At 55.2% G+C, this 26246-nt stretch carries 26 protein-coding genes; 17 read left to right on the top strand and 9 right to left on the bottom strand.

The annotated features are described in order from the left end of the window. Entirely contained in the window at window positions 1-1161 is a 1161-nt protein-coding gene (gene metB, locus ABIE29_RS17055; protein WP_429619854.1) for a cystathionine gamma-synthase, read from the bottom strand. 317 nt (window positions 1162-1478) lie between these two features. Between metB and metJ the strand changes: the two genes are divergently transcribed. After that, window positions 1479-1796: a met regulon transcriptional regulator MetJ gene (gene metJ / locus ABIE29_RS17050; protein WP_006317756.1), complete on the top strand. Its 318-nt coding sequence runs from the start codon at window positions 1479-1481 to the stop codon at window positions 1794-1796. A gap of 72 nt (window positions 1797-1868) precedes the next feature. Here the strand turns inward: metJ and rpmE are convergent, their stop codons facing one another. Further along, a complete protein-coding gene (gene rpmE, locus ABIE29_RS17045; protein ID WP_021181895.1) occupies window positions 1869-2084 on the bottom strand; it encodes a 50S ribosomal protein L31 in 216 nt (71 codons plus the stop codon). Between the two features lie 199 nt (window positions 2085-2283). Between rpmE and priA the strand changes: the two genes are divergently transcribed. From priA to rraA, 7 genes are all read left to right on the top strand, one after another. Next, window positions 2284-4479, top strand: coding sequence for a primosomal protein N' (gene priA / locus ABIE29_RS17040; RefSeq protein WP_429619853.1), 2196 nt, complete (start codon window positions 2284-2286; stop codon window positions 4477-4479). Window positions 4480-4759: 280 nt separating this feature from the next. Next, window positions 4760-5788, top strand: coding sequence for a DNA-binding transcriptional regulator CytR (cytR, locus tag ABIE29_RS17035; RefSeq protein WP_429619852.1), 1029 nt, complete (start codon window positions 4760-4762; stop codon window positions 5786-5788). Window positions 5789-5983: 195 nt separating this feature from the next. Continuing rightward, a complete protein-coding gene (gene ftsN, locus ABIE29_RS17030; protein WP_429619851.1) occupies window positions 5984-6904 on the top strand; it encodes a cell division protein FtsN in 921 nt (306 codons plus the stop codon). A gap of 102 nt (window positions 6905-7006) precedes the next feature. Continuing rightward, a complete protein-coding gene (gene hslV, locus ABIE29_RS17025) occupies window positions 7007-7537 on the top strand; it encodes an ATP-dependent protease subunit HslV (protein ID WP_429619850.1) in 531 nt (176 codons plus the stop codon). Window positions 7538-7549: 12 nt separating this feature from the next. Continuing rightward, entirely contained in the window at window positions 7550-8884 is a 1335-nt protein-coding gene (gene hslU / locus ABIE29_RS17020; protein WP_429619849.1) for an HslU--HslV peptidase ATPase subunit, read from the top strand. A 97-nt stretch (window positions 8885-8981) separates the two neighbouring features. After that, a complete protein-coding gene (locus ABIE29_RS17015) occupies window positions 8982-9899 on the top strand; it encodes a 1,4-dihydroxy-2-naphthoate polyprenyltransferase (protein ID WP_024527907.1) in 918 nt (305 codons plus the stop codon). A gap of 104 nt (window positions 9900-10003) precedes the next feature. Beyond that, window positions 10004-10489 carry a ribonuclease E activity regulator RraA gene (rraA, locus tag ABIE29_RS17010; RefSeq protein ID WP_021181888.1) on the top strand — a complete coding sequence of 162 codons (486 nt, stop codon included), beginning with the start codon at window positions 10004-10006 and terminating at the stop codon, window positions 10487-10489. Window positions 10490-10543: 54 nt separating this feature from the next. On the opposite strand, the gene zapB is transcribed toward rraA, so the two are convergent. After that, window positions 10544-10783, bottom strand: a complete 240-nt coding sequence (gene zapB, locus ABIE29_RS17005; RefSeq protein WP_021181887.1) for a septal ring assembly protein ZapB — start codon at window positions 10781-10783, stop codon at window positions 10544-10546. Between the two features lie 521 nt (window positions 10784-11304). Here zapB and ABIE29_RS17000 point away from each other — a divergent pair. From ABIE29_RS17000 to glpX, 3 genes are all read left to right on the top strand, one after another. Next, window positions 11305-12150, top strand: a complete 846-nt coding sequence (locus tag ABIE29_RS17000) for an MIP/aquaporin family protein (RefSeq protein ID WP_429619848.1) — start codon at window positions 11305-11307, stop codon at window positions 12148-12150. A 43-nt stretch (window positions 12151-12193) separates the two neighbouring features. Beyond that, window positions 12194-13702, top strand: coding sequence for a glycerol kinase GlpK (gene glpK / locus ABIE29_RS16995; RefSeq protein WP_429619847.1), 1509 nt, complete (start codon window positions 12194-12196; stop codon window positions 13700-13702). 121 nt (window positions 13703-13823) lie between these two features. Next, the gene (gene glpX, locus ABIE29_RS16990; RefSeq protein WP_429619846.1) at window positions 13824-14834 is read left to right on the top strand and encodes a class II fructose-bisphosphatase; all 1011 of its coding nucleotides are present in this window, start codon (window positions 13824-13826) and stop codon (window positions 14832-14834) included. A gap of 33 nt (window positions 14835-14867) precedes the next feature. On the opposite strand, the gene emrD is transcribed toward glpX, so the two are convergent. After that, window positions 14868-16052 (bottom strand): multidrug efflux MFS transporter EmrD, encoded by a 1185-nt coding sequence (gene emrD / locus ABIE29_RS16985; RefSeq protein WP_429619845.1) that lies wholly within the window; start codon window positions 16050-16052, stop codon window positions 14868-14870. Between the two features lie 298 nt (window positions 16053-16350). On the opposite strand from emrD, the gene ABIE29_RS16980 reads away from it, so the two are divergent. Then, on the top strand, window positions 16351-16974 hold the full coding sequence (locus ABIE29_RS16980) for a helix-turn-helix transcriptional regulator (protein WP_429619844.1): 624 nt from the start codon (window positions 16351-16353) through the stop codon (window positions 16972-16974). Window positions 16975-16978: 4 nt separating this feature from the next. Further along, on the top strand, window positions 16979-17725 hold the full coding sequence (gene fpr, locus ABIE29_RS16975; protein ID WP_429619843.1) for a ferredoxin--NADP(+) reductase: 747 nt from the start codon (window positions 16979-16981) through the stop codon (window positions 17723-17725). A 1-nt stretch (window position 17726) separates the two neighbouring features. Here the strand turns inward: fpr and ABIE29_RS16970 are convergent, their stop codons facing one another. Next, window positions 17727-18146, bottom strand: a complete 420-nt coding sequence (locus tag ABIE29_RS16970) for a DUF805 domain-containing protein (protein WP_429619842.1) — start codon at window positions 18144-18146, stop codon at window positions 17727-17729. 195 nt (window positions 18147-18341) lie between these two features. Between ABIE29_RS16970 and ABIE29_RS16965 the strand changes: the two genes are divergently transcribed. Together ABIE29_RS16965 and tpiA are read left to right on the top strand one after the other, a co-directional pair. Then, on the top strand, window positions 18342-18929 hold the full coding sequence (locus tag ABIE29_RS16965) for a DUF1454 family protein (RefSeq protein WP_429619841.1): 588 nt from the start codon (window positions 18342-18344) through the stop codon (window positions 18927-18929). 127 nt (window positions 18930-19056) lie between these two features. Beyond that, the gene (gene tpiA / locus ABIE29_RS16960; RefSeq protein WP_429619840.1) at window positions 19057-19824 is read left to right on the top strand and encodes a triose-phosphate isomerase; all 768 of its coding nucleotides are present in this window, start codon (window positions 19057-19059) and stop codon (window positions 19822-19824) included. A 65-nt stretch (window positions 19825-19889) separates the two neighbouring features. On the opposite strand, the gene ABIE29_RS16955 is transcribed toward tpiA, so the two are convergent. From ABIE29_RS16955 to cpxP, 4 genes are all read right to left on the bottom strand, one after another. Then, complete coding sequence (locus tag ABIE29_RS16955; RefSeq protein WP_429619839.1) at window positions 19890-20879, bottom strand: sulfate ABC transporter substrate-binding protein; 990 nt, start codon at window positions 20877-20879, stop codon at window positions 19890-19892. 239 nt (window positions 20880-21118) lie between these two features. After that, window positions 21119-22081 (bottom strand): 6-phosphofructokinase, encoded by a 963-nt coding sequence (gene pfkA / locus ABIE29_RS16950; protein ID WP_024527901.1) that lies wholly within the window; start codon window positions 22079-22081, stop codon window positions 21119-21121. A gap of 233 nt (window positions 22082-22314) precedes the next feature. Continuing rightward, window positions 22315-23217: a CDF family cation-efflux transporter FieF gene (gene fieF / locus ABIE29_RS16945; RefSeq protein WP_429619838.1), complete on the bottom strand. Its 903-nt coding sequence runs from the start codon at window positions 23215-23217 to the stop codon at window positions 22315-22317. Window positions 23218-23547: 330 nt separating this feature from the next. Next, the gene (gene cpxP, locus ABIE29_RS16940) at window positions 23548-24030 is read right to left on the bottom strand and encodes a cell-envelope stress modulator CpxP (RefSeq protein WP_429619837.1); all 483 of its coding nucleotides are present in this window, start codon (window positions 24028-24030) and stop codon (window positions 23548-23550) included. A 149-nt stretch (window positions 24031-24179) separates the two neighbouring features. Between cpxP and cpxR the strand changes: the two genes are divergently transcribed. Together cpxR and cpxA are read left to right on the top strand one after the other, a co-directional pair. After that, window positions 24180-24878 carry an envelope stress response regulator transcription factor CpxR gene (cpxR, locus tag ABIE29_RS16935; protein ID WP_429619836.1) on the top strand — a complete coding sequence of 233 codons (699 nt, stop codon included), beginning with the start codon at window positions 24180-24182 and terminating at the stop codon, window positions 24876-24878. Then, window positions 24875-26245 (top strand): envelope stress sensor histidine kinase CpxA, encoded by a 1371-nt coding sequence (gene cpxA, locus ABIE29_RS16930; RefSeq protein ID WP_429619835.1) that lies wholly within the window; start codon window positions 24875-24877, stop codon window positions 26243-26245. Before cpxR ends, cpxA begins: the two co-directional genes overlap by 4 nt. Window position 26246: the final 1 nt, after the last annotated feature.

Below are 26246 nucleotides of genomic sequence, written 5' to 3'. Positions count from 1 at the left end.
TTACCTCGTAGCCGCCGCCTGGAAGGCTTGTTCCAGATCGGCAATCAAATCTTCGCTGTCTTCAATCCCCACGGAAACACGCAACAGGCTTTCGGAAATCCCTGCTGCGGCACGCGCTTCTGGCGCCATACCGGCGTGAGTCATGGTTGCCGCATGTGAGATCAGGCTTTCTACGCCACCCAGGGATTCTGCCAGCGTAAACAGCTCCAGAGCAGACAGGAAACGGCGCAGCAGCGCTTCATCCCCGTCCAGTTCAAAGCTGAGCATGGCACCGAACCCACGTTGCTGACGGCACGCAATCTCATGGCCAGGGTTTTCTGGCAAGGAAGGATGATACAGCTTTTTGACCAAGGGTTGCTGCTGTAAATAGCCGACAATCGCCTCGGCATTATGTTGTGCAGCCTTGATACGCGGCGACAGGGTACGCATCCCCCGCAATAACAAATAGCTATCGAATGCCGCACCGGTGACGCCAATATTGTTGGCCCACCAGGCCAGCTCGACCGCCAGATCTTTATCTTTAGCGATCACCGCGCCCGCGACCACGTCGGAGTGGCCGTTGAGGTATTTGGTACAAGAGTGAACGACCAGATCGGCACCCAGTTCGATCGGCTGTTGCAGCGCCGGGCTGAGGAAGGTGTTGTCTACCACGGTCAGCGCACCGGCTTCATGGGCCGCTTTACAGATGGCCGCTATATCCACCACGCGTAATAGCGGGTTGCTTGGGCTTTCGATCAGCACCAACTTCGGCTTTTGCGCCAACGCTTCGCGCAGTGCGGCTTCATTCCCTTGATCGACAAACAGCACCCGATACGCTCCGCGTTTGCTCAGGCTATCGAACAGGCGGTAGCTGCCGCCGTAGCAATCATGAGGGGCCACCAGCAGATCGCCCGGTTTGAGAAGTACCGTGGTCACCAGATGGATCGCCGACATCCCGCTCCCGGTCATCACCGCACCCGCACCTCCTTCAAGCTCCGCCAGCGCACGCTGCACGACATCACGCGTCGGGTTACCACGGCGTGAGTAATCATGAGCTCGGGGCTGGTTGAAATCGGTGAAGTTATAGGTGCTGGAAAGATGGATCGGCGGGACGACGCAGCCGTACTGTTCGTCATCATTCAGACCGCTACGTACGGCAATCGTGGCTGGTTTACGCGTCATAGGGTGGCTCGGCTCTCGAAAAGTGGGGGAATGAGGTCTAAAGATTAACCGCAGCGGATATAGACGTCAATACATCTGGACATCCAAACTTCTTTGCGTATAGATTGAGCAAAGGAACAATACCCGCTAAAATTATGGCGGTTTGTAATATTGATAAGAAGTTAGCCCAACAATGCATAGGCATAGCCTATTAAACCATCAGATTCAGTGACCCTTATCGCGTAAACCTGACATTTATTTAGTGAGCACAGCGAAGATCGGGCATAATTGGCCGGTTTTTGGAATTTTGTATTTTTCAGATAATTTTAAGGTGTCCCATGGCTGAGTGGAACGGCGAGTATGTCAGCCCTTACGCTGAACACGGTAAAAAGAGCGAGCAAGTCAAAAAAATCACGGTATCCATTCCGCTGAAGGTGCTGAAAATCCTGACGGATGAACGGACTCGTCGCCAGGTGAACAACCTGCGCCACGCCACCAACAGCGAACTGCTGTGTGAAGCATTCCTGCACGCATTTACCGGCCAGCCGCTGCCGAACGATGAAGACCTGCGCAAAGAACGCAGCGATGAAATCCCGGAAGCCGCGAAAGTACTGATGCGAGAATTGGGTGTCGACCCTGATACCTGGGAATATTGATCCTGCCTGCACCTGAGGCAAAAACGAAAAAAGGCGCCCAAAGGCGCCTTTTTCAACTGACGATAAGAAAACTTATTTCTTAACGCCTGGTACGCTGAAACGCTTGTTGAAGCGGTCAACGCGGCCACCGGTAGCAACGTCACGCTGCTTGCCAGTGTAGAACGGGTGGCATTCGCCACAAACGTCCAGGTTCAGATCGTGACCCACGGTAGAGCGGATTTTGATCACGTTACCGCAAGAGCAGTTTGCAGTAACTTCTTCGTATTTAGGGTGAATACCTTTTTTCATGGGAAAACCTCAGTTAAGGCCGTGTCGCTATCCAGCCCTGTTCCGCCAGACACCACACGTGGTTGATAATAGGTTTTGATATGGGATTATACCAAAGGCGGCAAATTATACAGAATAAAATGTAGCGCGCAATCGGATCCGTACATTTGCCAACCTACCGTGTAAACTAGCCAACACTTTTTTCTACCTGGACAGCCACATGCCTGTTGTACACGTTGCTCTACCGGTTCCCCTTGCCCGCACCTTCGATTATCTGCTGCCCGCCGGCCTGCAGCCGGTCATCGGCGCGCGCGTCAGTGTGCCTTGGGGAAAACAACGGGCGATAGGCATCATCACCGGCAGCAGCGAGAGCAGTGAACTACCGCTGGAAAGGCTCAAGCCCATCGATAGCCTGCTGGATAACGACTCCCTGTTCACCGCCAGTCTGTGGCGCATCCTGCTGTGGGCCAGCGATTACTATCACTATCCGATCGGTGAAGTGTTGTTCCATGCGCTGCCCATTCTGTTACGTCAGGGTAAGCCCGCAGAGGCTGCCCCGCTGTGGCAATGGTTTGCTACCGAGCAGGGGCGCGCCACCCCGCCAGAAAGCCTGAAGCGTGCGCCAAAACAGCAACAGGCTCTGGCAGCACTGCTGCAACGCCCGGTATACCGCCATCAGGTCAGCGAACTGGAGCTGACGGAAAGCGCACTCCAGGCGCTGCGCACCAAAGGCTTGATCGACCTGCGTTCGCAAACGGTGGCAACTCAGGATTGGCGGCCAGGCTTTGCCGTACTGGGTGAACGGCTGCGGCTTAATACCGAACAGGCCACCGCCGTGGGCGCAATCCGCAGTGAAGACGACCAGTTTGCCGCCTGGCTGCTGGCCGGGGTCACTGGCTCCGGCAAAACCGAGGTTTACCTCAGCGTGCTGGAAAATATTCTGGCGAAAGGTAAACAGGCGCTGGTATTGGTGCCGGAGATCGGCCTGACTCCGCAGACCATCGCTCGCTTTCGCGAACGCTTCAACGCGCCGGTAGAAGTCCTGCACTCCGGCCTGAACGACAGCGAACGGCTGGCCGTTTGGCTACGTGCGCGCAGCGGAGAAGCCGCCATTGTGATCGGCACCCGCTCGGCGTTGTTCACCCCCTTCTCACGTCTTGGGGTGATCATCATCGACGAAGAACACGACAGCTCCTATAAGCAGCAGGAAGGCTGGCGCTATCACGCTCGCGATCTGGCGGTGTTCCGCGCTCACGCCGAAAATATCCCGCTGGTGATGGGTTCGGCGACACCGGCGCTGGAAACGCTGCACAACGTGCAGTTAGGCAAATACCGTCAGCTCAAACTGACCCAGCGGGCGGGCAACGCCAAACCGGCCAATCAGCATCTGATCGATTTGAAAGGCCTGCCGCTGAAGGTCGGGCTCTCTCAGCCCCTGCTGAAAAGCATGCAGCACCACCTGAAGAACGGCAATCAGGTGATCCTGTTCCTTAACCGGCGCGGCTATGCCCCTGCGCTGCTGTGCCATGAGTGTGGCTGGATCGCCGAATGCCAGCGTTGCGACCATTACTATACGTTCCACCAGCATCAACGCCAGCTACGCTGCCACCACTGCGACAGCCAGCGCCCGGTGCCACATCAGTGCCCGCAGTGCGGTACCACCAACCTGGTTTCCGTCGGCGTCGGCACCGAACAGCTGGAGAACGAACTGGCTCCCCTGTTCCCGGAAACCGCCATTACCCGTATCGATCGCGATACCACCAGCCGCAAGGGGTCACTGGAACAGCATCTGGCCGATATTCACCGTGGCGGCCCGCGTATCCTGATCGGCACACAAATGCTGGCCAAAGGCCACCACTTCCCGGATGTCACCCTGGTGGCGTTGCTCGACGTGGACGGCGCGCTATTCTCCGCCGATTTCCGTTCCGCCGAGCGTTTTGCCCAGCTCTATACTCAGGTTTCAGGCCGTGCCGGGCGGGCGGGCAAACAGGGCGAGGTGCTGCTGCAAACCCATCACCCCGAGCATCCACTACTGCAAATCTTGCTGCAACAGGGCTACGATGCCTTTGCCAAGCAAACCCTGGCCGAGCGTAACAGTGTCTTCCTGCCGCCCTACACCAGCCACATCATCGTGCGTTCGGAAGATCACGATAATCAGCAGGCACCGCTGTTCTTACAGCAGCTACGCAATCTGTTGGAAGCCAGCCCGTTGAAGGATGATTCGCTGTGGGTAATGGGCCCGGTTCCGGCCCTACAACCCAAACGCGGGGGCCGCTTCCGCTGGCAGTTGTTGTTGCAGCACCCGTCCAGAAAACTGTTACAGCACCTGATAAAAAGCACGTTACCTTTGATTGGCACCCTGCCACAGGCACGTAAAGTTAAATGGACGTTAGACGTTGATCCCATTGATAGTTGATTAGGAAAATTCTCAATTCCACTATTAGAAGCAAACGTTTACACCACAATTTGCGAGCGAACACGAAAAAACCTTCCTGCGTCACACTTTTCATGCAAATTAGGTAACAAATGCGGCCCGTAATCTGTTTAGAATGTCGGTGAAGGCATTTTTCAGCCAGGCAATGGAATGCTTGAGTGTGGATGACGCTAAAAATAATAACACCACCACATGCATGCCAGCATTTGTGAGTAAACTGAAGTAACCGCGTTAGCCGGGTGCTGACGCAAGGAGAAAGGCGTTGGAACACAAGCAAGAATTACCCATGGCGACCATGAAAGACGTTGCCGAAATGGCTGGCGTTTCCACGGCAACCGTGTCGCGTGCGCTGATGAATCCGGAAAAGGTGTCAACGCCAACGCGCCAGAAAGTGGAACAGGCCGTGCTGGCCGTGGGTTACTCCCCTCATGCCCTGACACGCAATATCAAACGCAATGAATCCCGCACCATCCTGGTGATCGTCCCGGACATCTGCGATCCGTTTTTTGCCGACGTGATCCAGGGGATCGAGCAAACGGCCGCACAGCAGGGTTACCTGGTACTGATCGGAGACTGTGCGCAACAGAACCAGCAGGAACGCACCTTCGTCAATCTTATCATCACCAAACAAATCGATGGCATGGTGCTGCTCGGCTCCAACCTGCCTTTCGACGCCAGCAAGGAAGAGCAGCGCAACCTGCCGCCAATGGTGATGGCCAACGAATTTGCACCGGAACTGGAGCTGCCAACGGTACATATCGACAACCTGACCGCCGCGTTTGAAGCCGTACATTATCTGCACCAGCTCGGTCATAAACAGATCGCCTGTATCGCCGGGCCAGAGCAGATGCCGCTGAGCCATTACCGGCTGCAGGGTTACATTCAGGCGCTACGCCGTAATGGCATTAGCGTCGAAAACAGCTATATTACCCGTGGTGATTTCACCTACGAAGCCGGTGCACAGGCATTAGCCTCACTGATGGCGCTGCCGAAACCGCCAACGGCGGTCTTTTGCCACAGCGATGTCATGGCGATCGGCGTATTGTCCCAGGCGAAAAAACTGGGCTTGCGGGTACCGCAGGATCTGTCAATTGTCGGCTTTGACGATATCAAACTGGCGCAGTATTGCGATCCCCCACTGACCACCGTGGCACAGCCCCGTTTCCAGATTGGTCAGCAAGTGATGTTATTGCTGTTGGAACAGTTGCATGGACAAACCGTGAACAGCGGCTCCCGGCTACTGGACACTGAATTGATCATCAGAGGCAGCACCGCAGCCCCTAAACGCTAGTCAAATATTTTCGGGTTAAGTAACATGGCTGACCCAGCGCCGGCCAAACCGGCGTAATGATCATTGTTGTGGTCATTTTGCCAGAACCGCTCCCCGGAGCCTGCCTACACCTACAGGGCAGTAAGCTGATGCAAAATGGCCGATAAAATAGCTAGAGGATAGGTTTTAACCTCATCACGACACAGCGGAATTATAGTGGCACAGAGAGACTATGTAGGCCGCGGGCGCTCAGGAGCAGCGCGGCGCAAGACCCCCAGCCGTAAAAAACGCAGTTCTCCAAAGGTATCCAAAACCGTGGTGGCGCTTGCCGTCGCCATTCTGGTTGTCTTTATCGGTGGTCTTTATTTCATTACCCACAACAAACCGGATGAAACGCCGATTTTACCTACGCATGGCACACGCCCGGGCAACGGCCTGCCACCGAAGCCGGAAGAGCGTTGGCGTTACATCAAAGAGCTGGAGAACCGCCAGATCGGCGTCAAAACACCTACCGAACCGACAGCCGGGGGAGAGGTCAATTCCAAAACTCAGTTGACCGATGAACAGCGCCAATTGCTGGAGCAGATGCAGGCCGATATGCAGCAGCGCCCAACGCAGCTGTCTGAAGTGCCTTATAACGATCCTTCACAGCTGCGTAACGGTGGCCGGCAGCAACAGGTTCAACCGCCGGTACAGCAACAGATGGCACCACCGGTACAGCAACAGCAGGTCACTCAGCCTCGCAACCCGTTCAACAACGGCGCAGCACCCGTGCAGCAGCCGAAACCGCAGGTACAGCAACCAAAACCACAGGCCGTGACTCCGCCAGTGCAGACTCGTCAGCCGGAAGCAGCAGCGAAGCCAGAAGTGAAAACGGAAGCGGCCAAGCCGGAAACCAAACCGGAGTCGAAGCAGAAGTGGATGGTGCAATGTGGTTCGTTCCGCGCAGCCGATCAGGCCGAGTCGGTACGGGCACAGCTGGCGTTTGAAGGGGTTGAAAGCCGAGTTACCGCAGGCGGTGGCTGGAATCGCGTGATGCTCGGCCCATACAGCAGCCGCGCCGCCGCAGACAAAACCCTGGCGCGCCTGAAGGGCATGGGCATGTCAAGTTGCATTCCCCTCTCCGTTGGGGGTTGAAAAGCGTCAATCTCCCCCCATCTATAGTCTCAATATGCCTCGTAGCCTCTGCCAACGCAGAGGCTGCGGGGACTTCTTTCCGTCCGCAACGAGGGTCTGCTCGTGACAACAATTGTAAGCGTACGCCGCAACGGCCAGGTAGTGATCGGTGGCGATGGCCAGGCCACACTGGGCAACACGGTAATGAAGGGCAACGTCAAAAAAGTCCGTCGCCTGTATAACGACAAAGTGATTGCCGGTTTCGCCGGGGGTACCGCTGATGCTTTCACCCTGTTCGAACTGTTCGAGCGCAAGTTGGAGATGCACCAGGGGCATCTGGTGAAAGCGGCCGTTGAGCTGGCAAAAGACTGGCGCACCGACCGCATGCTGCGCAAGCTGGAAGCACTGCTGGCGGTAGCCGATGAGAATGCCTCGCTGATCATCACCGGTAACGGTGACGTAATTCAGCCAGAAAATGATTTGATTGCGATCGGCTCCGGTGGCCCTTATGCCCAATCGGCCGCCCGCGCGCTGTTGGAAAATACCGAACTGAGCGCCCGCGAAATCGTGGAAAGATCCCTGACCATCGCCGGTGACATCTGTATTTACACCAACCATTTCCACACCATTGAAGAATTGCCTTCCAAAGCGTAAGGATCGAATACCATGTCTGAGATGACCCCGCGCGAGATCGTCAGCGAACTGGACAGCTACATCATTGGCCAGAACAAAGCCAAACGTGCTGTCGCCATTGCCCTGCGCAACCGCTGGCGCCGGATGCAGCTCAACGAGATGCTGCGTCACGAAGTGACCCCAAAAAATATTCTGATGATCGGCCCAACTGGCGTCGGTAAAACCGAGATCGCCCGTCGTCTGGCTAAACTGGCCAACGCTCCCTTCATCAAGGTAGAAGCCACCAAGTTCACCGAAGTGGGCTATGTGGGTAAAGAAGTGGACTCTATCATCCGCGATCTGACCGATGCCGCCGTGAAAATGGTGCGTCTGCAATCGATCGAGAAAAACCGCACCCGTGCGGAAGAGATGGCAGAAGAACGCATTCTTGACGTGCTGATCCCACCGGCCAAGAACAACTGGGGCCAGGCAGAAGAGCAGAATGAACCCTCTGCCGCTCGCCAGGCATTCCGCAAGAAACTGCGTGAAGGCCAGTTGGACGATAAAGAAATCGAAATCGATCTGGCTTCGGCCCCGATGGGCGTGGAAATCATGGCGCCTCCGGGCATGGAAGAGATGACCAACCAGTTGCAATCGATGTTCCAAAACCTCGGTGGGCAGAAACAGAAACCGCGTAAAGTGAAGATCAAGGAAGCCTTCAAGCTGCTGATCGAAGAAGAAGCGGCCAAGCTGGTAAACCCGGAAGAGCTGAAAGAGCAGGCGGTGGAAGCGGTTGAGCAGCACGGTATCGTGTTTATCGATGAGATCGACAAAATCTGTAAGCGTAGCGGCCAGAGTTCCGGCCCGGACGTGTCCCGCGAGGGCGTCCAACGCGACCTGCTGCCGCTGGTGGAAGGCTGTACGGTATCGACCAAGCACGGCATGGTGAAAACCGATCACATTCTGTTTATCGCCTCCGGCGCGTTCCAGACTGCCAGCCCTTCCGACCTGATCCCGGAACTGCAAGGCCGCCTGCCCATCCGCGTTGAGCTGCAAGCGCTGACCACGGAAGATTTTGAACGTATCCTGACCGAACCAAGCGCATCATTAACCGAGCAGTACAAAGCGTTGATGGCCACCGAAGGCGTCACCATCGATTTCACCACTGACGGTATCCGCCGCATCGCCGAAGCCGCCTGGCAGGTTAACGAAAGCACCGAAAACATCGGCGCGCGTCGTCTGCACACCGTGCTGGAACGTCTGATGGAAGATATTTCATACGATGCGAGTGAAATTGGCGGCCAATCCATTACAATTGACGCCGAATATGTGCGCAATCACCTGGATGAGCTGGTAGCGGATGAAGATCTGAGTCGTTTTATCCTATAATCGCTCTATCACTGTCCTGTCAGTTATCTTTGTGGGAGGCATTGCCTCCCACATTTATTTTTAACGGACACCGTCTTTTGACTTACTGAAGCGAAATATGAGCTCATCAACCACCACCACCCCGGCCAGAGCCTGGCTGGAAAGTTTACGACCACGCACCCTGCCATTGGCCTTTGCCTCCATCGTTGTCGGTTCCGCGATCGCCGCCTGGCAGGGCAGCCTGAAGCCCGGCGTGGCGCTGCTGGCTCTGCTGACCGCAGGTCTGCTGCAGATCCTCTCCAACCTGGCCAACGATTACGGCGATGCGGTAAAAGGCAGCGATAAAGAAGATCGTATCGGCCCGTTGCGCGGCATGCAAAAGGGCATGATCACCCAAAGCCAGATGAAACGGGCCTTGATGCTGACGGTGGTGCTGATCGCCATTTCCGGTTGCTGGCTAATCGCCGTCGCCTGTGAAAAACCCAGCGATGTGGTGGGCTTCCTGGTGCTGGGCGGGTTAGCGATTGTTGCGGCCATTACCTACACCGTGGGTACCAAACCATACGGCTATCTGGGGCTGGGCGATATTTCGGTATTGGTGTTTTTCGGCTGGCTCAGCGTGGCTGGCACTTACTATCTACAGACTCACACTTTCGATAGCGTCGTGATGTTGCCAGCCACCGCCTGTGGACTGCTCGCGGCGGCGGTATTGAACATCAATAATCTGCGCGATATCGAAAGTGACCGCGCTAACGGCAAAAATACCCTGGCCGTCCGCCTTGGCCCACAGAATGCACGCTATTACCACGCAACGCTGCTGATCGCCGCCGTGGTCTGCTTTGCCCTGTTTACCCTGCTTAACCTGCACAGCCTGTGGGGCTGGCTGTTTGTGTTGGCCATCCCGCTGCTGTATCGCCACGGCATGCGTGTCTTACGTGACCCTACGGCCGTCGGTATGCGCCCTATGCTGGAACATATGGTCAAGGCTGCCTTGCTTGCCAACGTGCTGTTTGCCATCGGCGTGGTGCTCAGTTAGTTGAGACTTGGGTGCCAGAACGCATCCTGGCACTGATGATTTTGCCAACAGGGCGCATAAAGGGATATACTGGTTATTCCAGCGGCAAACAGACGTAAAATCCTATGAAATACGATACTTCCGAACTTTGCGATATCTATCAGGAAGAGGTCAACGTAGTTGAGCCTCTGTTCTCCAACTTTGGCGGGCGTACTTCATTTGGCGGGCAAATCACTACGGTGAAATGCTTTGAGGATAACGGCCTGCTGTTTGAACTGCTCGAAGAAAACGGCCGTGGCCGCGTGTTAGTGATCGACGGCGGCGGCTCGGTACGCCGTGCCCTGATCGACGCGGAGCTGGCCCGTCTGGCGACTCAGAACGAATGGGAAGGCATCGTGGTTTACGGTGCAGTGCGCCAGGTGGACGATCTGGAAGAACTGGACATCGGCATTCAGGCGATGGCAGCGATCCCGGTAGGGGCCACCAGCGAAGCGATAGGCGAAAGTGATATCCGCGTTAATTTTGGCGGTGTTACCTTCTTCTCTGGCGATCATCTTTATGCCGACAACACCGGCATCATCCTTTCTGAAGATCCGCTCGATATCGAGTAACCGCAGAAAATGACAAAGGGCGCCTGAGGCGCCCTTTTCGTTGGTGCTAATGGATCAGACTTCTTCCATTTTGCCCAGCAATGCGCGCAGGCGATCTTGCCACACGTGCTGCTCTTCTTTCAGCTGCTGGTTTTCACGCACCAGTGACTCGTGGTTACCCGCAGCGCTCTGAACTTCCTGAGACAGGGAATTATTCTTCTCTTTCAGCTCTTCAATTTCCATCTGCAACAGCGTGATGGTATCAATCGCCTGCTGAACTTTTGCTTCCAGTTTTTCAAACACTTCAAATGACATTCTTCAGTCCCCTCATGATAGCAAGGCGTACATCCATAAGTAGCGCCGCAACCTTAGCTGCAGCTACTGCGAATATGCTCGCGTAACCAACAGGCCCAGCGCCTGTCTCGATAAAACCTTTCCCGCAATAAAAACGATTGTAAGTAGCCAGCCCCCCAGTGTCTAGCAACATACCGACCCAAGGCGCACTCTGTTGCAATTTTCCGACTGTGGCTATCGGTCAAAGCTGAAAGTCACCGTTGCCAAACGGCAGGGTTGTTAACAAATAGAGACAAAATAACTGGTCAGATCACCTTTTTATGGCGCAGAAAGAACACCGAACAACGCGAATTCGCTCAATTTTATGACGAAGTACACACATTTTGATTTCGCTATTTCTCGTTTATGCTCGTTAACGATAAATTTACATCACATCCTCAACCGATAAGGGGACGTAAAGAAAAACTCTGTAGCTCAAGGCCAAAACGCTAACGCGCCAAGCCTAGATAACCTATAACCGTCGTCTGCAGGACAATAATATTATGAGCCAAACCATCAGTCCGACCTTAAAAGGCCAGTGCATCGCTGAATTCCTCGGCACCGGTCTGTTGATTTTCTTTGGCGTAGGCTGTGTTGCAGCGCTGAAACTGGCAGGTGCCAGCTTCGGCCAGTGGGAAATCAGCATCATTTGGGGCCTGGGGGTGGCGATGGCCATCTATCTGACCGCCGCCATTTCCGGTGCTCACCTGAACCCGGCCGTCACGCTCGCGCTGTGGCTGTTTGCCTGCTTTGATGGACGCAAAGTACTTCCTTACATCGTTGCGCAGATTGCGGGTGCCTTCTGCGCGGCAGCACTGGTCTACGGGCTGTATTACAGTCTGTTCTTCGATTTTGAAGCCGCCCACCAGATGGTACGTGGCAGCAACGAAAGCCTTGAGCTGGCCGGCATTTTCTCGACTTATCCCAACGCGCATATCTCCGTTGGCCAGGCGTTCCTGGTAGAAACCGTGATCACCGCCATCCTGATGTGCCTGATCCTGGCGCTGACCGACGACGGCAACGGCATTCCACGCGGCCCGCTGGCACCGCTGTTGATCGGTATTCTGATTGCCGTCATAGGTGCCTCTATGGGACCATTAACCGGCTTTGCACTGAACCCGGCTCGTGACTTCGGCCCGAAACTGTTCGCCTACCTGGCAGGTTGGGGCAAGGTGGCCTTCACCGGCGCTCGTGACATCCCTTACTTCCTGGTGCCAATCTTCGGCCCTATCGTCGGTGCCGGTTTGGGCGCCTTTGGTTATCGCGCGCTGATCGGTCGCCATCTGCCTTGTGACGTTTGCTTCGAGGAAGAGCAACCCGCCCCTAAATCAGAACAACGTAAAGCGTGATTGGCACGGCTTTAAACGGTTAACCACAGTAGGACTAAAAATTATGACAACCGAGAAAAAATATATTGTCGCCCTCGACCAGGGAACCACCAGTTCACGTGCTGTAGTGCTCGATCACGATGCCAATATTGTTGCGGTTTCACAGCGTGAATTTACGCAGATCTACCCGAAGGCCGGCTGGGTAGAGCACGACCCGATGGAGATCTGGTCCTCACAAAGTTCCACCTTGGTCGAAGTGCTGGCCAAAGCCGATATCAGTTCAGACCAGATCGCCGGGATCGGCATTACCAACCAGCGTGAAACCACCATCGTCTGGGAAAAAGAGACCGGTAAGCCGATTTATAACGCTATCGTCTGGCAGTGCCGTCGCACCGCCGACATCTGTGAAAAACTCAAGCGTGATGGCCTGGAAGAGTATATCCGCCACAACACCGGCCTGGTAGTTGACCCTTACTTCTCGGGCACCAAGGTCAAATGGATCCTCGACCACGTCGAAGGCGCGCGCGAACGTGCCAAGCGCGGTGAACTGCTGTTCGGTACCGTCGACACCTGGCTGGTGTGGAAGATGACCCAAGGGCGGGTTCACGTAACCGACTACACCAATGCCTCGCGTACCATGATGTTCAACATCCATGAGCTGGACTGGGACGATCGTATGCTTGAAGCGCTGGATATCCCGCGCGCCATGCTGCCTAAAGTCCGCCCTTCTTCCGAAGTATATGGCCAGACCAACATCGGGGGTAAAGGCGGGACGCGTATTCCTATCGCCGGGATCGCCGGTGACCAGCAGGCGGCGCTGTATGGCCAACTCTGCGTCCAGCCGGGGATGGCGAAAAACACCTACGGCACCGGCTGTTTCCTGTTGATGAATACCGGTAAAGAGGCAGTACGCTCCAGCCACGGCCTGCTGACCACTATCGCCTGCGGCCCACGCGGAGAAGTGAACTATGCGCTGGAAGGTGCGGTGTTTATTGGCGGAGCCTCAATCCAGTGGCTGCGCGACGAGCTGAAACTGATCAGCGATGCCGCCGACTCCGAATACTTCGCCACCAAGGTCAAAGACAGCAATGGCGTCTACGTAGTGCCCGCCTTTACCGGCCTGGGTGCCCCCTACTGGGACCCGTATGCCCGTGGCGCGATCTTCGGCCTGACCCGTGGCGTCAACAGTAACCACATCATCCGCGCCACGCTGGAGTCTATCGCCTACCAGACCCGCGACGTGCTGGATGCCATGCAGGCCGATGCCAATACCCGTCTGCAATCGCTGCGTGTGGACGGTGGTGCGGTAGCCAACAACTTCCTGATGCAGTTCCAATCCGATATCCTCGGCACCCGTGTCGAGCGTCCTGAGGTGCGTGAAGTGACGGCGTTGGGTGCGGCCTATCTGGCCGGGCTGGCGATTGGCTACTGGAGCGATCTGGATGAGGTGAAGAGCAAAGCCAACATCGAGCGTGAATTCCGTCCGGGTATCGAAACTACCGAACGTAATGTCCGTTACAGCGGCTGGAAAAAGGCTGTGGCTCGTGCGCAAGCCTGGGAAGATCACGACTGATTCGTTTTACCCTGCAACAGCGCTGCCTACGGGCAGCGTTTTTTTTGCCTCCCCCTGCCGCCTCCCCCCTGTGGTAAACTTTGCCGATATTCTCTTCCCTTTACTCACTGACAGGTTTGCCATGAAACGTGAATTAGCCATCGAATTTTCCCGCGTTACCGAAGCCGCCGCTCTTGCGGGTTATAAATGGTTGGGCCGTGGTGACAAAAACGCCGCCGACGGTGCCGCCGTCAATGCCATGCGCATTATGCTTAACAGGGTGGATATCGATGGCCGGATCGTGATCGGTGAAGGTGAGATTGATGAGGCCCCGATGCTGTATATCGGCGAAAACGTCGGCACCGGGCTGGGCGATGCGGTGGATATCGCCGTCGATCCCATCGAAGGCACGCGCATGACCGCAATGGGGCAATCCAATGCGCTGGCGGTTCTGGCAGTAGGCGATCGCGGCACCTTCCTGCACGCTCCTGATATGTACATGGAAAAGCTGGTCGTCGGCCCGCAGGCGCGTGGGGTGATCGATCTCAACTTACCGCTAGCCACCAACCTGAATAACATCGCTACCTGCCTAGGCAAGCCACTGACGGAGCTAACGGTGATCACCTTGGCTAAACCACGCCACGATGCGGTGATCGCAGAAATGCAGCAGCTCGGGGTGAAGGTTTTCGCTATTCCCGACGGTGATGTCGCCGCGTCGATCCTGACCTGTATGCCGGAAAGCGAAGTGGATGTGATGTACGGCATCGGTGGCGCACCGGAAGGCGTGATCTCCGCTGCGGTGATCCGTGCGCTGGATGGCGATATGCAAGCCCGCCTGCTGGCTCGTCATCAGGTCAAAGGGGATAACGAAGATAATCGCCGTATCGGCGAGCAGGAACTGGCCCGCTGTAAAGAAATGGGCATCGAAGCCGGTAAGGTGTTGGTGCTGGATGAAATGGCGCGCAACGATAACGTGATCTTTGCCGCGACCGGGATCACCAAGGGCGATCTGCTGGAGGGCATCAGCCGCAAAGGCAATATGGCCACCACCGAAACCCTGTTAATCCGGGGTAAATCGCGCACTATCCGCCGCATCCGTTCAACCCACTATCTGGATCGCAAAGACGCAGCGCTGCACGAATTCCTGCTATAACGCCTAGGGGCGCAGCACGCGCCCCTGATTCTATCAGGCGGTATGTCCCTGATGCTGCATACGGCTCGATAGCGGCCACCAGCACAGCAAAATCAGCAACGCCATGGCAAACATCAGCAACCCAAGGCTGAACTGCCCGGTTTGCGGTAGCATGGCCGACAGCCAGGTCGCCAGGCCAGACCCCATATTCTGCATGCCGCCCACCAGGGCACCCGCCGCCCCAGCCAGATAAGGGAACGGCTCCATCGCACCGGTGGTCGCCAAGGGGAACAGCATCCCGGCACCGAAGAAGAACAGCGCCGCAGGCACGATCAGCGTCCAGATATTCATCACCCCGAACCAACCTGGGATCCACATCATCAACCCCGCCAACAGGCAACTGATCACCGAATGCCACATCAGGCTGTGGAAGGATTTGCCGTCACGCCCGGCATACCAGGCACCAAAGAACGCCGCCGGGATCGGCAGGATAAACAGAATACTGACGGTCAAACCGCTCAGCCCCAACACCCCGCCCATCAATACGCCACAGCTGGCTTCAAATACGGCAATGCCAGCCAGAGCGCCGATCAACATCACCAGATAGCAGCTGAAGGTTCCGTCCGCCAGCAGTTGGCGAAAGCTGGAAAACATGCGGCGTTTTTCCGTTTGCTGTGGCCGGGTTTCCGGCAACCAACGGAACATGGCAAACGCCACACCGGCGCACAACACCAGCAGGAAGGCATAACAGGCCCGCCAGCCAAACACCATCGCCAACGCCCCACCAATCACCGGAGCCAACAGTGGGCTGACCAGAATGCCCATATTCAGCAGGCTATTGGCATAACGTAGGGAAGTGCCTGCATACAGATCGCGCGGCATGGTCCTGGCCATCACACCCGCCACCCCGGTCCCCATTCCCTGAACAGCGCTGGCGGCCACCAACATCGATAGACTGTTGGCCAGCAAAGCGCCCAAAGCACCGAGCAGGAAAATCATCATGCCCGCCAGGATCACCGGGCGGCGGCCAATGCGATCGGAAAGCGGCCCATAGATCAACTGTGAGAAGCCGTAGGTCAACAGATAAGCCGCCATGACGCGCTGCACGGAGCCGGAAGGCACCGAGAGATCGCGGGCAATATCAGCGATAATAGGCACATAAATGGTTTGCGCCATCTGACCGACGGCAACCAGCAGGATCAGCATCACCAACAGGTGGAAGTTCTCAACTTTTCTCATTATCTTCATTAACTTATTCAGTATTACGACACTCAACCCTGCCCAATAACCCAGGAGGAACCACAGAGCAGCTTCTCAGCGTCGCATAAGCTAACAAATCTAATTTTTTTAGCGAGTTTCAGGCAAATATAGATCGCCGTCACACTGGCACCTCCCGCTACCAGTCTCGTAAATCAAACTGTACGTGTAACAGGAAAGAGTTAAAAATGATAAGCTTGCAGAAGTTTGGCTTTAACACTTAATCGATAATTATTTCCATCAACTTGAAATAAGATACTGCCACAGGGATTTGGGTTTTATGAAAACACCAGAGCTGATTTTATTGCAGTTAAAAACCTTGGGTCCTCATTCTGCCAAAATGCTGGCAGAACGGCTTGCAATCACGCCGATGGGGATCCGCCAGCATCTGCAATCCCTTGAACAACGTGAGCTGGTTTGCTACGAGGAAACACGTGCCAAAGTAGGCCGCCCGACGCGTTACTGGTCGCTGACCCCACAGGGCCACGCCCAGTTTGCCGACGGACACGATCGGCTTTCGGCTATTTTGCTGGAGTCGGCACATGAGCTGTTCGGCGCCGAAGGCATAGAAAAGCTGATCCGTGCACGGGAGGATAAACTCTATCACCGGTACGCTGATGAGCTGGCTGAGGAAGAAGACCATCTCGGCAAGCTCAACCGCTTGGTTAGCCTGCGCCAACGCGACGGCTACATGGCGGAACTGTTGGAAAGCCCACAGGGTATGTTACTGGTGGAAAACCACTGTCCGATCGGCGTGGCGGCCCATACTTGCAGCAACCTGTGTAACTCCGAACTGCAGCTGTTCCATCGCCTGTTTGGTAAAGGCTACCGGATAGAACGCACCGCGCATGCCATCTCCGGCTCACGACATTGTGCTTATTTGATCCGACCACGGGAGCGTTAAAAGTATGGCTGAATGGGTTAATGGCAAAGTGACAGGGGTACAACATTGGACCGATGGCTTGTTCAGCATCACCGTCAATGCCCCGATCGACAGTTTCACCGCCGGGCAGTTTGCCAAGCTGTCTCTGGAAATCGACGGCGAGCGCGTTCAGCGCGCCTATTCTTACGTTAATGCCCCCAGCGATCCCAACCTGGAGTTTTATCTGGTCACGGTGCCGGAAGGAAAACTCAGCCCACGACTTCATCAGTTGCAGCCCGGCGCTGAAGTGCTGGTCACCAAAGAAGCCGCCGGATTCTTTGTGCTCGAAGAAGTGCCAGACTGCGACACCTTATGGATGCTGGCGACCGGCACCGCCATCGGCCCTTATCTGTCGATTCTGCAAGAAGGCAAAGATCTGGAGCGCTTCAACAATCTGGTGCTGGTGCACGCTGCACGATTTGCCCGCGATCTCAGCTACCTGCCACTGATGCAGCAGCTGCAACAGCGTTTTAACGGCAAGCTGCGTATTCAAACCGTGGTCAGCCGCGAAGAGGTAGCAGGCTCATTGACCGGGCGCGTTCCGACTCTGCTGGAGGACGGGCGGCTGGAAGCGGCGGTAGGTTTGACCCTGGATGCCGAAACCAGCCATGTGATGCTGTGCGGCAACCCGCAGATGGTGCGAGATACCCAGCAAACGCTGAAAGAGAAGTACCAGATGCGCAAACACCTGCGCCGCAAGCCTGGCCATATCACCAGCGAGCATTACTGGTAGTTCAGCGGAATTTTACCGGTTCGGCCTCTGGCCCGAATCGGTTATCCCCTGGGGTGCCAAGAAAAGCCCCCAGATCGATCGTCATCATCACCACAATCAGCGTCGGAATAAAACGCCCCACGCCCCACTGCCAGACTGGCGCCAACATCTGCCAGTTACCGGCCGCCAATATCCACGCCAGGATCAGCAGCAACGCCCACCAGCCCTTTTTATTTCGATCGTGCAGGCGCTTGACCAGCACCGCCGCCGTTGGCCACAACAGCGCCACAATGCAAAAAGCGATAGTCTGGATCGCCACCACATCGTAGTTGGCCAACGTGAAAGCCACCGCCATCAGCACCACCCAGACTGCCATCCAGATCCAGAAGTCGCGCCGCCCGATGCGGCCATTAAATGAAAAACACCATTGCTGTAAGGTCATCGATTCATGCACTCTTGGCCTGCCCATATTCTGCGCTGCAGTGTAACATAGGCCATACCGGGTAGAGCTAGCCCCGGCAAAGCGCAGACCATCGCACCGCCTTGCGTCAGCAAACGACAATCACGCGGAATTTTTGACAATTCGCCCAGATTATCGTTTTAATCGGAGTCATCCTTGTTACCGATGCCGTATACCATGCTGAAAAAAATCATTGTTATAGCCTGCCTGTGCTCCACCATCGGCAATGCTTGGGCCGCTCCACCGGATACGCCTACCGAAGTACCGGCAAACGCCCCCTACTTGCTGGCTGGCGCGCCCACTTTCGATCTGACGGTGGTGCAATTTCGCGAAAAGTACAACCGCGACAACCCAACGCTGCCGATTGGTGAATTCCGCGTCGTCCCCTCCAGAGAAGATGACTCCCCTTTGCTGACCCGCGCGGCCAGCAAGATTAATGAAAACCTGTACGCCTCTACCGCGCTGGAAAAGGGCACCGGTAAAATCAAAACCATGCAAATTACCCATTTGCTGCTGCAGGATGGCGAAGAAAAAGCGGCCAGAGCCATCGCGGTGAACTACATGGCGGCCCTGAGCCGCCAGTTTGAACCGGCGCTCACCGTGGAAGAAAGCATCATCAAGGTGAACAACCTGCTGGAAAAAGGCAAAGGCTCCTACTTCTACCAGCAACAGGTCGGGGCAATACGCTATGTGGTGGCAGATAACGGCGATAAGGGGATAACTTTCGCCGTTGAACCGATTAAGCTAACGCTATCCGAGCCATGATACCCCAGCAATTAATGACAAAAAGCAAAGCCTTTGCACTGATTCATCTCTATACTGTTGGGCAGGTAAACTGCCTGTCCGGCAGTTGTCATTTAGACTCTCGCGTCCCCTTTTTGGAGGAAAACACATGCGTCATCCATTAGTAATGGGTAACTGGAAGCTTAACGGCAGCGTTCACATGGTTAACGAACTGATCGCCGCCTTGCGTAAAGAACTGAGCAGCGTTGACGGTTGTGGCGTTGCCATCGCACCTCCAGTCATGTATCTGGATCTGGCCAAGCACGAACTGGGTGGCAGCCGCATCGCTCTGGGCGCACAGAACGTCGACATCAACCTGTCTGGTGCCTTTACTGGTGAAGTTTCTGCCACCATGCTCAAAGACGTGGGTGCCCAATACATCATCATCGGCCACTCAGAGCGCCGTACCTATCACAAAGAAACCGACGCAGCGATCGCAGAGAAATTTGCCGTGCTGAAAGCCGCTGGCCTGATCCCAGTGCTGTGCATCGGTGAAACCGAAGCAGAAAACGAAGCGGGTAAAACCGAAGAAGTTTGTGCGCGCCAGATCGACGCCGTGCTGAAAACTCAGGGCGCAGAAGCGTTCAAAGGCACCGTCATCGCTTACGAGCCAGTATGGGCTATCGGTACCGGTAAATCTGCCACTCCAGCGCAAGCTCAGGCAGTACACAAATTTATCCGTGACCATATCGCCAAGCAAGACGCTGCGGTCGCAGCCGAAGTGATCATCCAGTACGGCGGTTCCGTGAACGATAAGAACGCCGCAGAGCTGTTTGCTCAGCCAGACATCGACGGCGCGCTGGTTGGCGGCGCATCACTGAAAGCAGACGCTTTCGCCGTGATCGTCAAAGCCGCTGCCCAAGCGAAAAAAGCCTGATTCTATCCGGCCTGAAATAACAAAACCCCGGTTTTCCGGGGTTTTTTATGGCCAAAAATTGGCGATCAGCGCTTGCTGATTTCGTCAAAGATCCCGCCGGTGGCAAAGTGCACTTTCTGCGCTTCAGTCCAACCGCCAAAGGTCTCATCCACGGTGAACAGCTTCAGTTTTGGAAACTGCTCGGCGAATTTGGCTGCAATGGCTGCATCACGCGGACGGTAGTAGTTCTTGGCCGCAATGGTCTGGCCTTCCGGTGAATACAGATATTTCAGGTAAGCCGTGGCCACATCACGGGTGCCACGCTTATCAACGACCTTATCCACCACCGATACCGTCGGTTCGGCCAAAATGGATTCACTTGGGGTGATGATTTCAAACTTGTCTTTGCCCAGCTCTTTTTCTGCCAGCAAGGCTTCGTTTTCCCAGGCGATCAGCACATCACCAATGCCACGTTCAACGAAGGTATTGGTTGCACCACGTGCGCCGGAATCCAGCACTTCCACATTGCGGTACAGTTCCTTGACGAACTCTTGAGCCTTGGCTTTATCGCCACCGTTCTGGTGTAACGCATAGCCCCAGGCGGCCAGATAGTTCCAACGGGCACCGCCAGAGGTTTTCGGGTTCGGCGTAATAACCGACACGCCAGGCTTCACCAAGTCAGCCCAATCATGGATCTGTTTTGGGTTGCCCTTACGCACCAGGAAAACGATGGTCGAGGTATAAGGTGCCGAGTTATCCGGTAAGCGCTTGATCCACGCTTTATCAATACGGCCACGCTCGGCAATGGCGTCCACGTCGTATGCCAGCGCCAGCGTGACCACATCCGCTTCAATGCCGTTAATCACCGAGGTTGCCTGCTTACCGGAACCACCGTGTGACTGACGTACGGTAACCTGATCGCCAGTCTGCTGCTGCCAATACTTACCAAACGCCGTGTTATATTCCTGGTAGAACTCACGCGTTGGATCGTATGAGACGTTCAGCAGTTGAATATCTTTCGCCATGGCACCCGATGCCAACAGCAGTAAAGCCAGACCCACACCCCATTTTTGCATTGCCGTTTCCCCAGAAAATGACGCAACCTCAAACGGTTGATTTAGCATCAAAGCCTGCCAGAAACTTCTCTCACAATTAAAGAATAAAAAATGTGGTACTAGACCATTCTGGAATATAGCGATAACAGACCAAAAAAAGCCTCCAAAACGGAGGCTCCAGATTGATGACCAAGTGGTAATGCGGCTGAATTTTTGTAGGAGCGCCGTATACGCGCCCGCCTAGCAAAATCAGGGGCAGGTTAGTACAGCTTTTTCGCCGTTTCCAACCAGTCACCTTTGAACGGACGCTTCATGTTTTCGATCGCGTCAACGATGTCGTGGTGCACCATCTTCTCGTTCTGGATCCCTACGCAACGACCACCGTAACCTTGCAGCAGCAGGTCGATGGAGTACGCGCCCATGCGGGAAGCCAGAATACGGTCGTAGGCAACAGGTGAACCACCACGCTGGATGTGGCCCAATACGGTAGCACGGGTTTCACGCTTGGTTTCCTGCTCGATATGGCGTGCCAGTTCGTCGATATCACAGATATGCTCGGTGATCGCCACGATGGCGTGCTTTTTGCCTTTGGCGATGCCGGCTTTGATTTCGTTAACCAGATCGTCACGGCTGAATTCGATTTCCGGCAGGACGATAAATTCACAACCGCCGGCAATGGCCGCCGCCAGGGTCAGGTCGCCACAGTAACGCCCCATTACTTCCACGATAGAGATACGTTGGTGTGATGAAGAGGTATCGCGCAGGCGGTCAATCGCTTCCACCACGGTTTCCAACGCGGTGAAGTAACCGATGGTGTAGTCGGTACCTGCAACGTCGTTATCGATGGTGCCAGGCAAACCGATGCAAGGGAAACCTTCTTCGGTCAGGCGCTTCGCCCCCATGTAAGAACCGTCACCGCCGATGACCACCAGCGCATCAATGCCACGGTTTTTCAGGTTTTCAATCGCCTTGGCGCGCACGCTGTCATCCCTGAACTCTGGAAAACGCGCAGAACCCAGGAAGGTGCCGCCGCGATTGATCATGTCAGACACGCTATAACGGTCTAATTGCTCCATGCGATCTTCATACAAACCAAGGTAGCCATCGTAAATACCAAATACTTCCAGACCTTCTGTGAGCGCAGCACGCACAACGCCACGAATGGCAGCGTTCATACCTGGGGCGTCACCGCCACTCGTCAGTACACCGATTTTCTTGATCATGACTACCTCTGAACTGTAGATGCAATTTCTTAAGAATTCTGTATTCGCCGACTCACCGAGTATCTCTCCAACGGCGCAAAACCAGCTTTACGGCTTTTATTGCTGGATATTATAACAAAAACACCCAGCTGAATTGATTCAGGTCACGCAACATTAAGGAAAAAACTTCACATGGCACGGCGTGCTAACAACGTCATTTTTCAATCCACCCAACATTGACCTACACCAGTTGATTATAGTTCCCAATGCCCCTGTCGGCCCTGAGGAACAACAGAACACGGATCTTGGTGAATTATCACGTCGGCCCCAGGGAAACGATGCAACAATGCCTGCTCCACCTGTTCCGCCAGAATATGCGCCTGCATCAACGGCAGGGAGTCTTCCATTTCCAGATGCAACTGGATAAATCGCGTTGGCCCAGACTGCCGCGTACGCAGATCGTGTGCACCTTTCACACCCGGCCAAGACGATACCACATCGATAATTGCCTGACGCTCTTCATCCGGCAAGGCGCGATCCAGCAGGGATTGCACCGCCTCATACCCCATACGCAGCGCGCTATAGAGAATATAAACCCCAATGCCCAAGGCAAACAGCGCGTCCGCACGGTGAAATCCGTACCAGCTTAGCCCAAGTGCTATCAAAATAGCACCATTCATCATCACATCTGACTGATAATGCAGCATATCGGCCCGCACCGCCTGACTGCGCGTTTTTCTGACTACCCAACGCTGATAGGTCACCAGGATCATGGTGCTGATCAAGGCGACAACCGTGACGATCATACCGGTGCCTGGAGCGCTAAGAGGTTGTGGGGAGTAAAGATGCTGGAAGCCGGTCAGGAACAGGAACAGGGCAGAACCGGAGATAAACATGCTTTGCGCCAGCGCTGCCAACGACTCCGCCTTACCGTGGCCAAAGGTGTGTTCTTCATCAGCCGGCTGCAACGAGTAGCGCACTACCAGCAGATTGGTCAACGAAGCGGCAATATCCACCAACGAGTCCACCAACGACGCCAGCAGGCTGACCGAGCCGGTGAGATACCAGGCAACGATCTTGATTAGCAGCAGAACGGCAGCCATCCCGGTAGCAGCTAAAGCAGCAGACTGCACCAGCCGCGCGTATTGCTGTTCCATAAAAAACCCCAACCAAAATTTATGGGCTTCAGTATAACGGAATGTCAGGTAAAAAAAGTCCCGCCATCGTTGCGGAATACTTGTCAGTTAAACAAAAAAACCTGGCAATACGTTTAGTCCCCTCTGCCCAGATAAGTATTCATCAGGTATCCGGGTTTGAAAGCGTCCACATAGTGTCCACACTCAACGGTTTCTGAAAAACCGCAATCTTTCACTGAAAATTTAACATATTGTTTTTTTTAAAGAGATCACTAAAAATGAAATAAAAAAAACCCCCTCATCATGAGGGGGAAGACAGGGATGGTGTCTATGGCAAGGAAAAACAGGGGATTACTCAGTCATACTCAACTTCTGGGCAGAAGTTTGCTGCAAACCAGAAAGCTGTTGCTTCATCTGCTGATGCTTCTGGTCTAAAACACTTTTTTGCTCTGGCGTCAGCAGGTTATACATTTGGTTGCGTACCCGGGCCATCTCGACCTGGCGCTTAACCTGTTCCTGAGCCATTTTCTCCGCCAGGGCCTGCACGGCGGCTTCATCAAATTTATCTGCGGTGACCAGCTTATGCATGGTTTCCACTTCGTCTACATTAACACCAGGCAGATCGTAACGGGCCTGGCGCATCAAATCGCGCATTTGCTGGCGTTGCTGTTCGGTCAAGCGGACGCCGTCGAACATGTGATTCTGACCAAGTGCTCTCAGCAGTGCATCATTAGCAGGAGGTTGGACAGTTTCCGGTGTAGTATCAGCAGCAAAGGCAGCGGTAGAACCTAATGCCAATATTGATGCCATAACTACTGCGGCCACCTTAACCATTTTTACTCCTCGAGCTTTCTCACTTTGCGAATCAACGAGGAGCAGTGTATCGCTGCACCTGCAAACATGCGTCAGTGCATGTAAAACTACGTAAAGTCATGGAATGGCAACAGTTGATGACGTATTTTGCGTCAGGAGGTAAATCACTTATGAATAAAATTCTGTTAGTTGACGACGACCGCGAGCTCACCTCGCTGCTGAAAGAACTGCTTGAAATGGAAGGCTTTAACATCGTCGTGGCTCACGATGGTGAACAGGCGTTGTCGTTACTGGACAGCTCCATCGATCTGCTGTTGCTCGATATCATGATGCCAAAGAAGAACGGTATCGATACGTTGAAAGAATTGCGTCAACACCACCAGACGCCGGTGATCATGCTGACCGCTCGCGGCAGCGAATTGGACCGGGTACTTGGCCTGGAACTGGGTGCGGACGACTACCTGGCAAAACCCTTTAACGATCGCGAGCTGGTTGCGCGCATCCGGGCCATTCTGCGCCGTTCCAACTGGAGCGAGCAGCAGCAGAATGTGGACGCCAGCGCACCTACGCTGGACGTTGATGGCCTGCAGTTGAACCCCGGCCGCCAGGAAGCCAGTTTCGACGGGCAGGTGCTGGATCTGACGGGTACCGAATTTACCCTGTTATATCTGCTGGCACAGCATCTCGGCCAGGTAGTTTCCCGTGAACTCCTCAGCCAGGAAGTGCTGGGCAAACGCCTGACGCCGTTCGATCGTGCCATTGATATGCATATCTCCAACCTGCGCCGCAAACTGCCAGACCGCAAAGATGGGCATCCCTGGTTCAAGACCCTGCGCGGACGGGGCTACCTGATGGTATCTGCAACATGATCAACAGCTTGACGGCACGCATTTTCGCCATTTTCTGGTTCACATTGGCCCTGGTGCTGATGTTGGTGTTGATGGTGCCCAAACTCGACTCCCGCCAAATGACCACGCTGCTGGCAAGCGAGCAGCGGCAGGGGTTGATGCTGGAACAGCACGTCGAGGCCGAACTGCAAAACGATCCTGCCAACGACCTGATGTGGTGGCGTCGTCTGTTCCGCGCCATCGAAAAATGGGCACCGCCGGGCCAGCGTCTGTTGTTGGTGACCAGCGAAGGGCGAGTGATCGGCGCGCAGCGCAACGAAATGCAGATCGTGCGCAACTTTATCGGCCAGTCGGACAACTCCGACCAACCGCAAAAGAAAAAATATGGCCGCGTCGAGCTGGTTGGTCCGTTCTCGGTGCGCGATGGTGAAGACAACTATCAGCTGTACCTGATCCGCCCCGCCAACAGCTCGCAGTCCGATTTTATCAACCTGATGTTCGACCGGCCGCTGCTGCTGTTGATCGTCACCATGTTGATCAGTGCCCCGCTGTTGCTGTGGCTGGCCTGGAGCTTGGCCAAACCGGCACGTAAGTTGAAAAACGCCGCCGATGATGTCGCACGTGGCAACCTTAAACAACACCCTGAACTGGAAGCCGGGCCGCAGGAATTCCTTGCCACCGGGGCCAGTTTCAACCAGATGATCAGCGCGCTCGAAAGAATGATGACGGCCCAGCAACGGCTGATCTCCGATATCTCCCACGAATTGCGCACCCCGTTGACGCGCCTGCAGTTAGCGACCGCTCTGATGCGCCGACGCCACGGTGAAGGCCATGAACTGGCGCGTATCGAAACCGAAGCCCAACGGCTGGATTCGATGATCAACGATCTGCTGTTGCTATCCCGTGGCCAACAGAAAAGCGAGCTGGTACGCGAACTGCTGAAGGCCAACGAACTGTGGGCCGACGTGCTGGACAACGCCAGTTTCGAAGCCGAACAGATGGGCAAACAGCTGGAGGTCACTTCCCCTCCTGGCCCATGGACGATTTACGGCAACGCAGGTGCCCTGGACAGTGCGCTGGAGAATATTGTGCGTAATGCCCTGCGTTACTCCAATACGCGCATCGCGGTGGCATTCAGCGCCGATAATCAGGGGATCACCATCGTGGTGGACGATGACGGCCCTGGCGTCAGCCCGGAAGATCGTGAGCAGATTTTCCGGCCGTTCTACCGCACCGATGAAGCACGCGATCGCCAATCCGGCGGCACCGGGCTGGGCTTGGCCATCGTCGAATCCGCTGTCAATCAGCATCGCGGCTGGGTGAAAGCGGAAGATAGCCCGCTGGGTGGCCTGCGTCTGGTGCTGTGGTTGCCGCTGCATCAGCGTTAAT

Source organism: Serratia sp. 2723, from assembly GCF_050434425.1.
Classification (GTDB): Bacteria; Pseudomonadota; Gammaproteobacteria; order Enterobacterales; family Enterobacteriaceae; genus Chania.
This window is presented reverse-complemented; position numbering and strand designations above follow the sequence as displayed.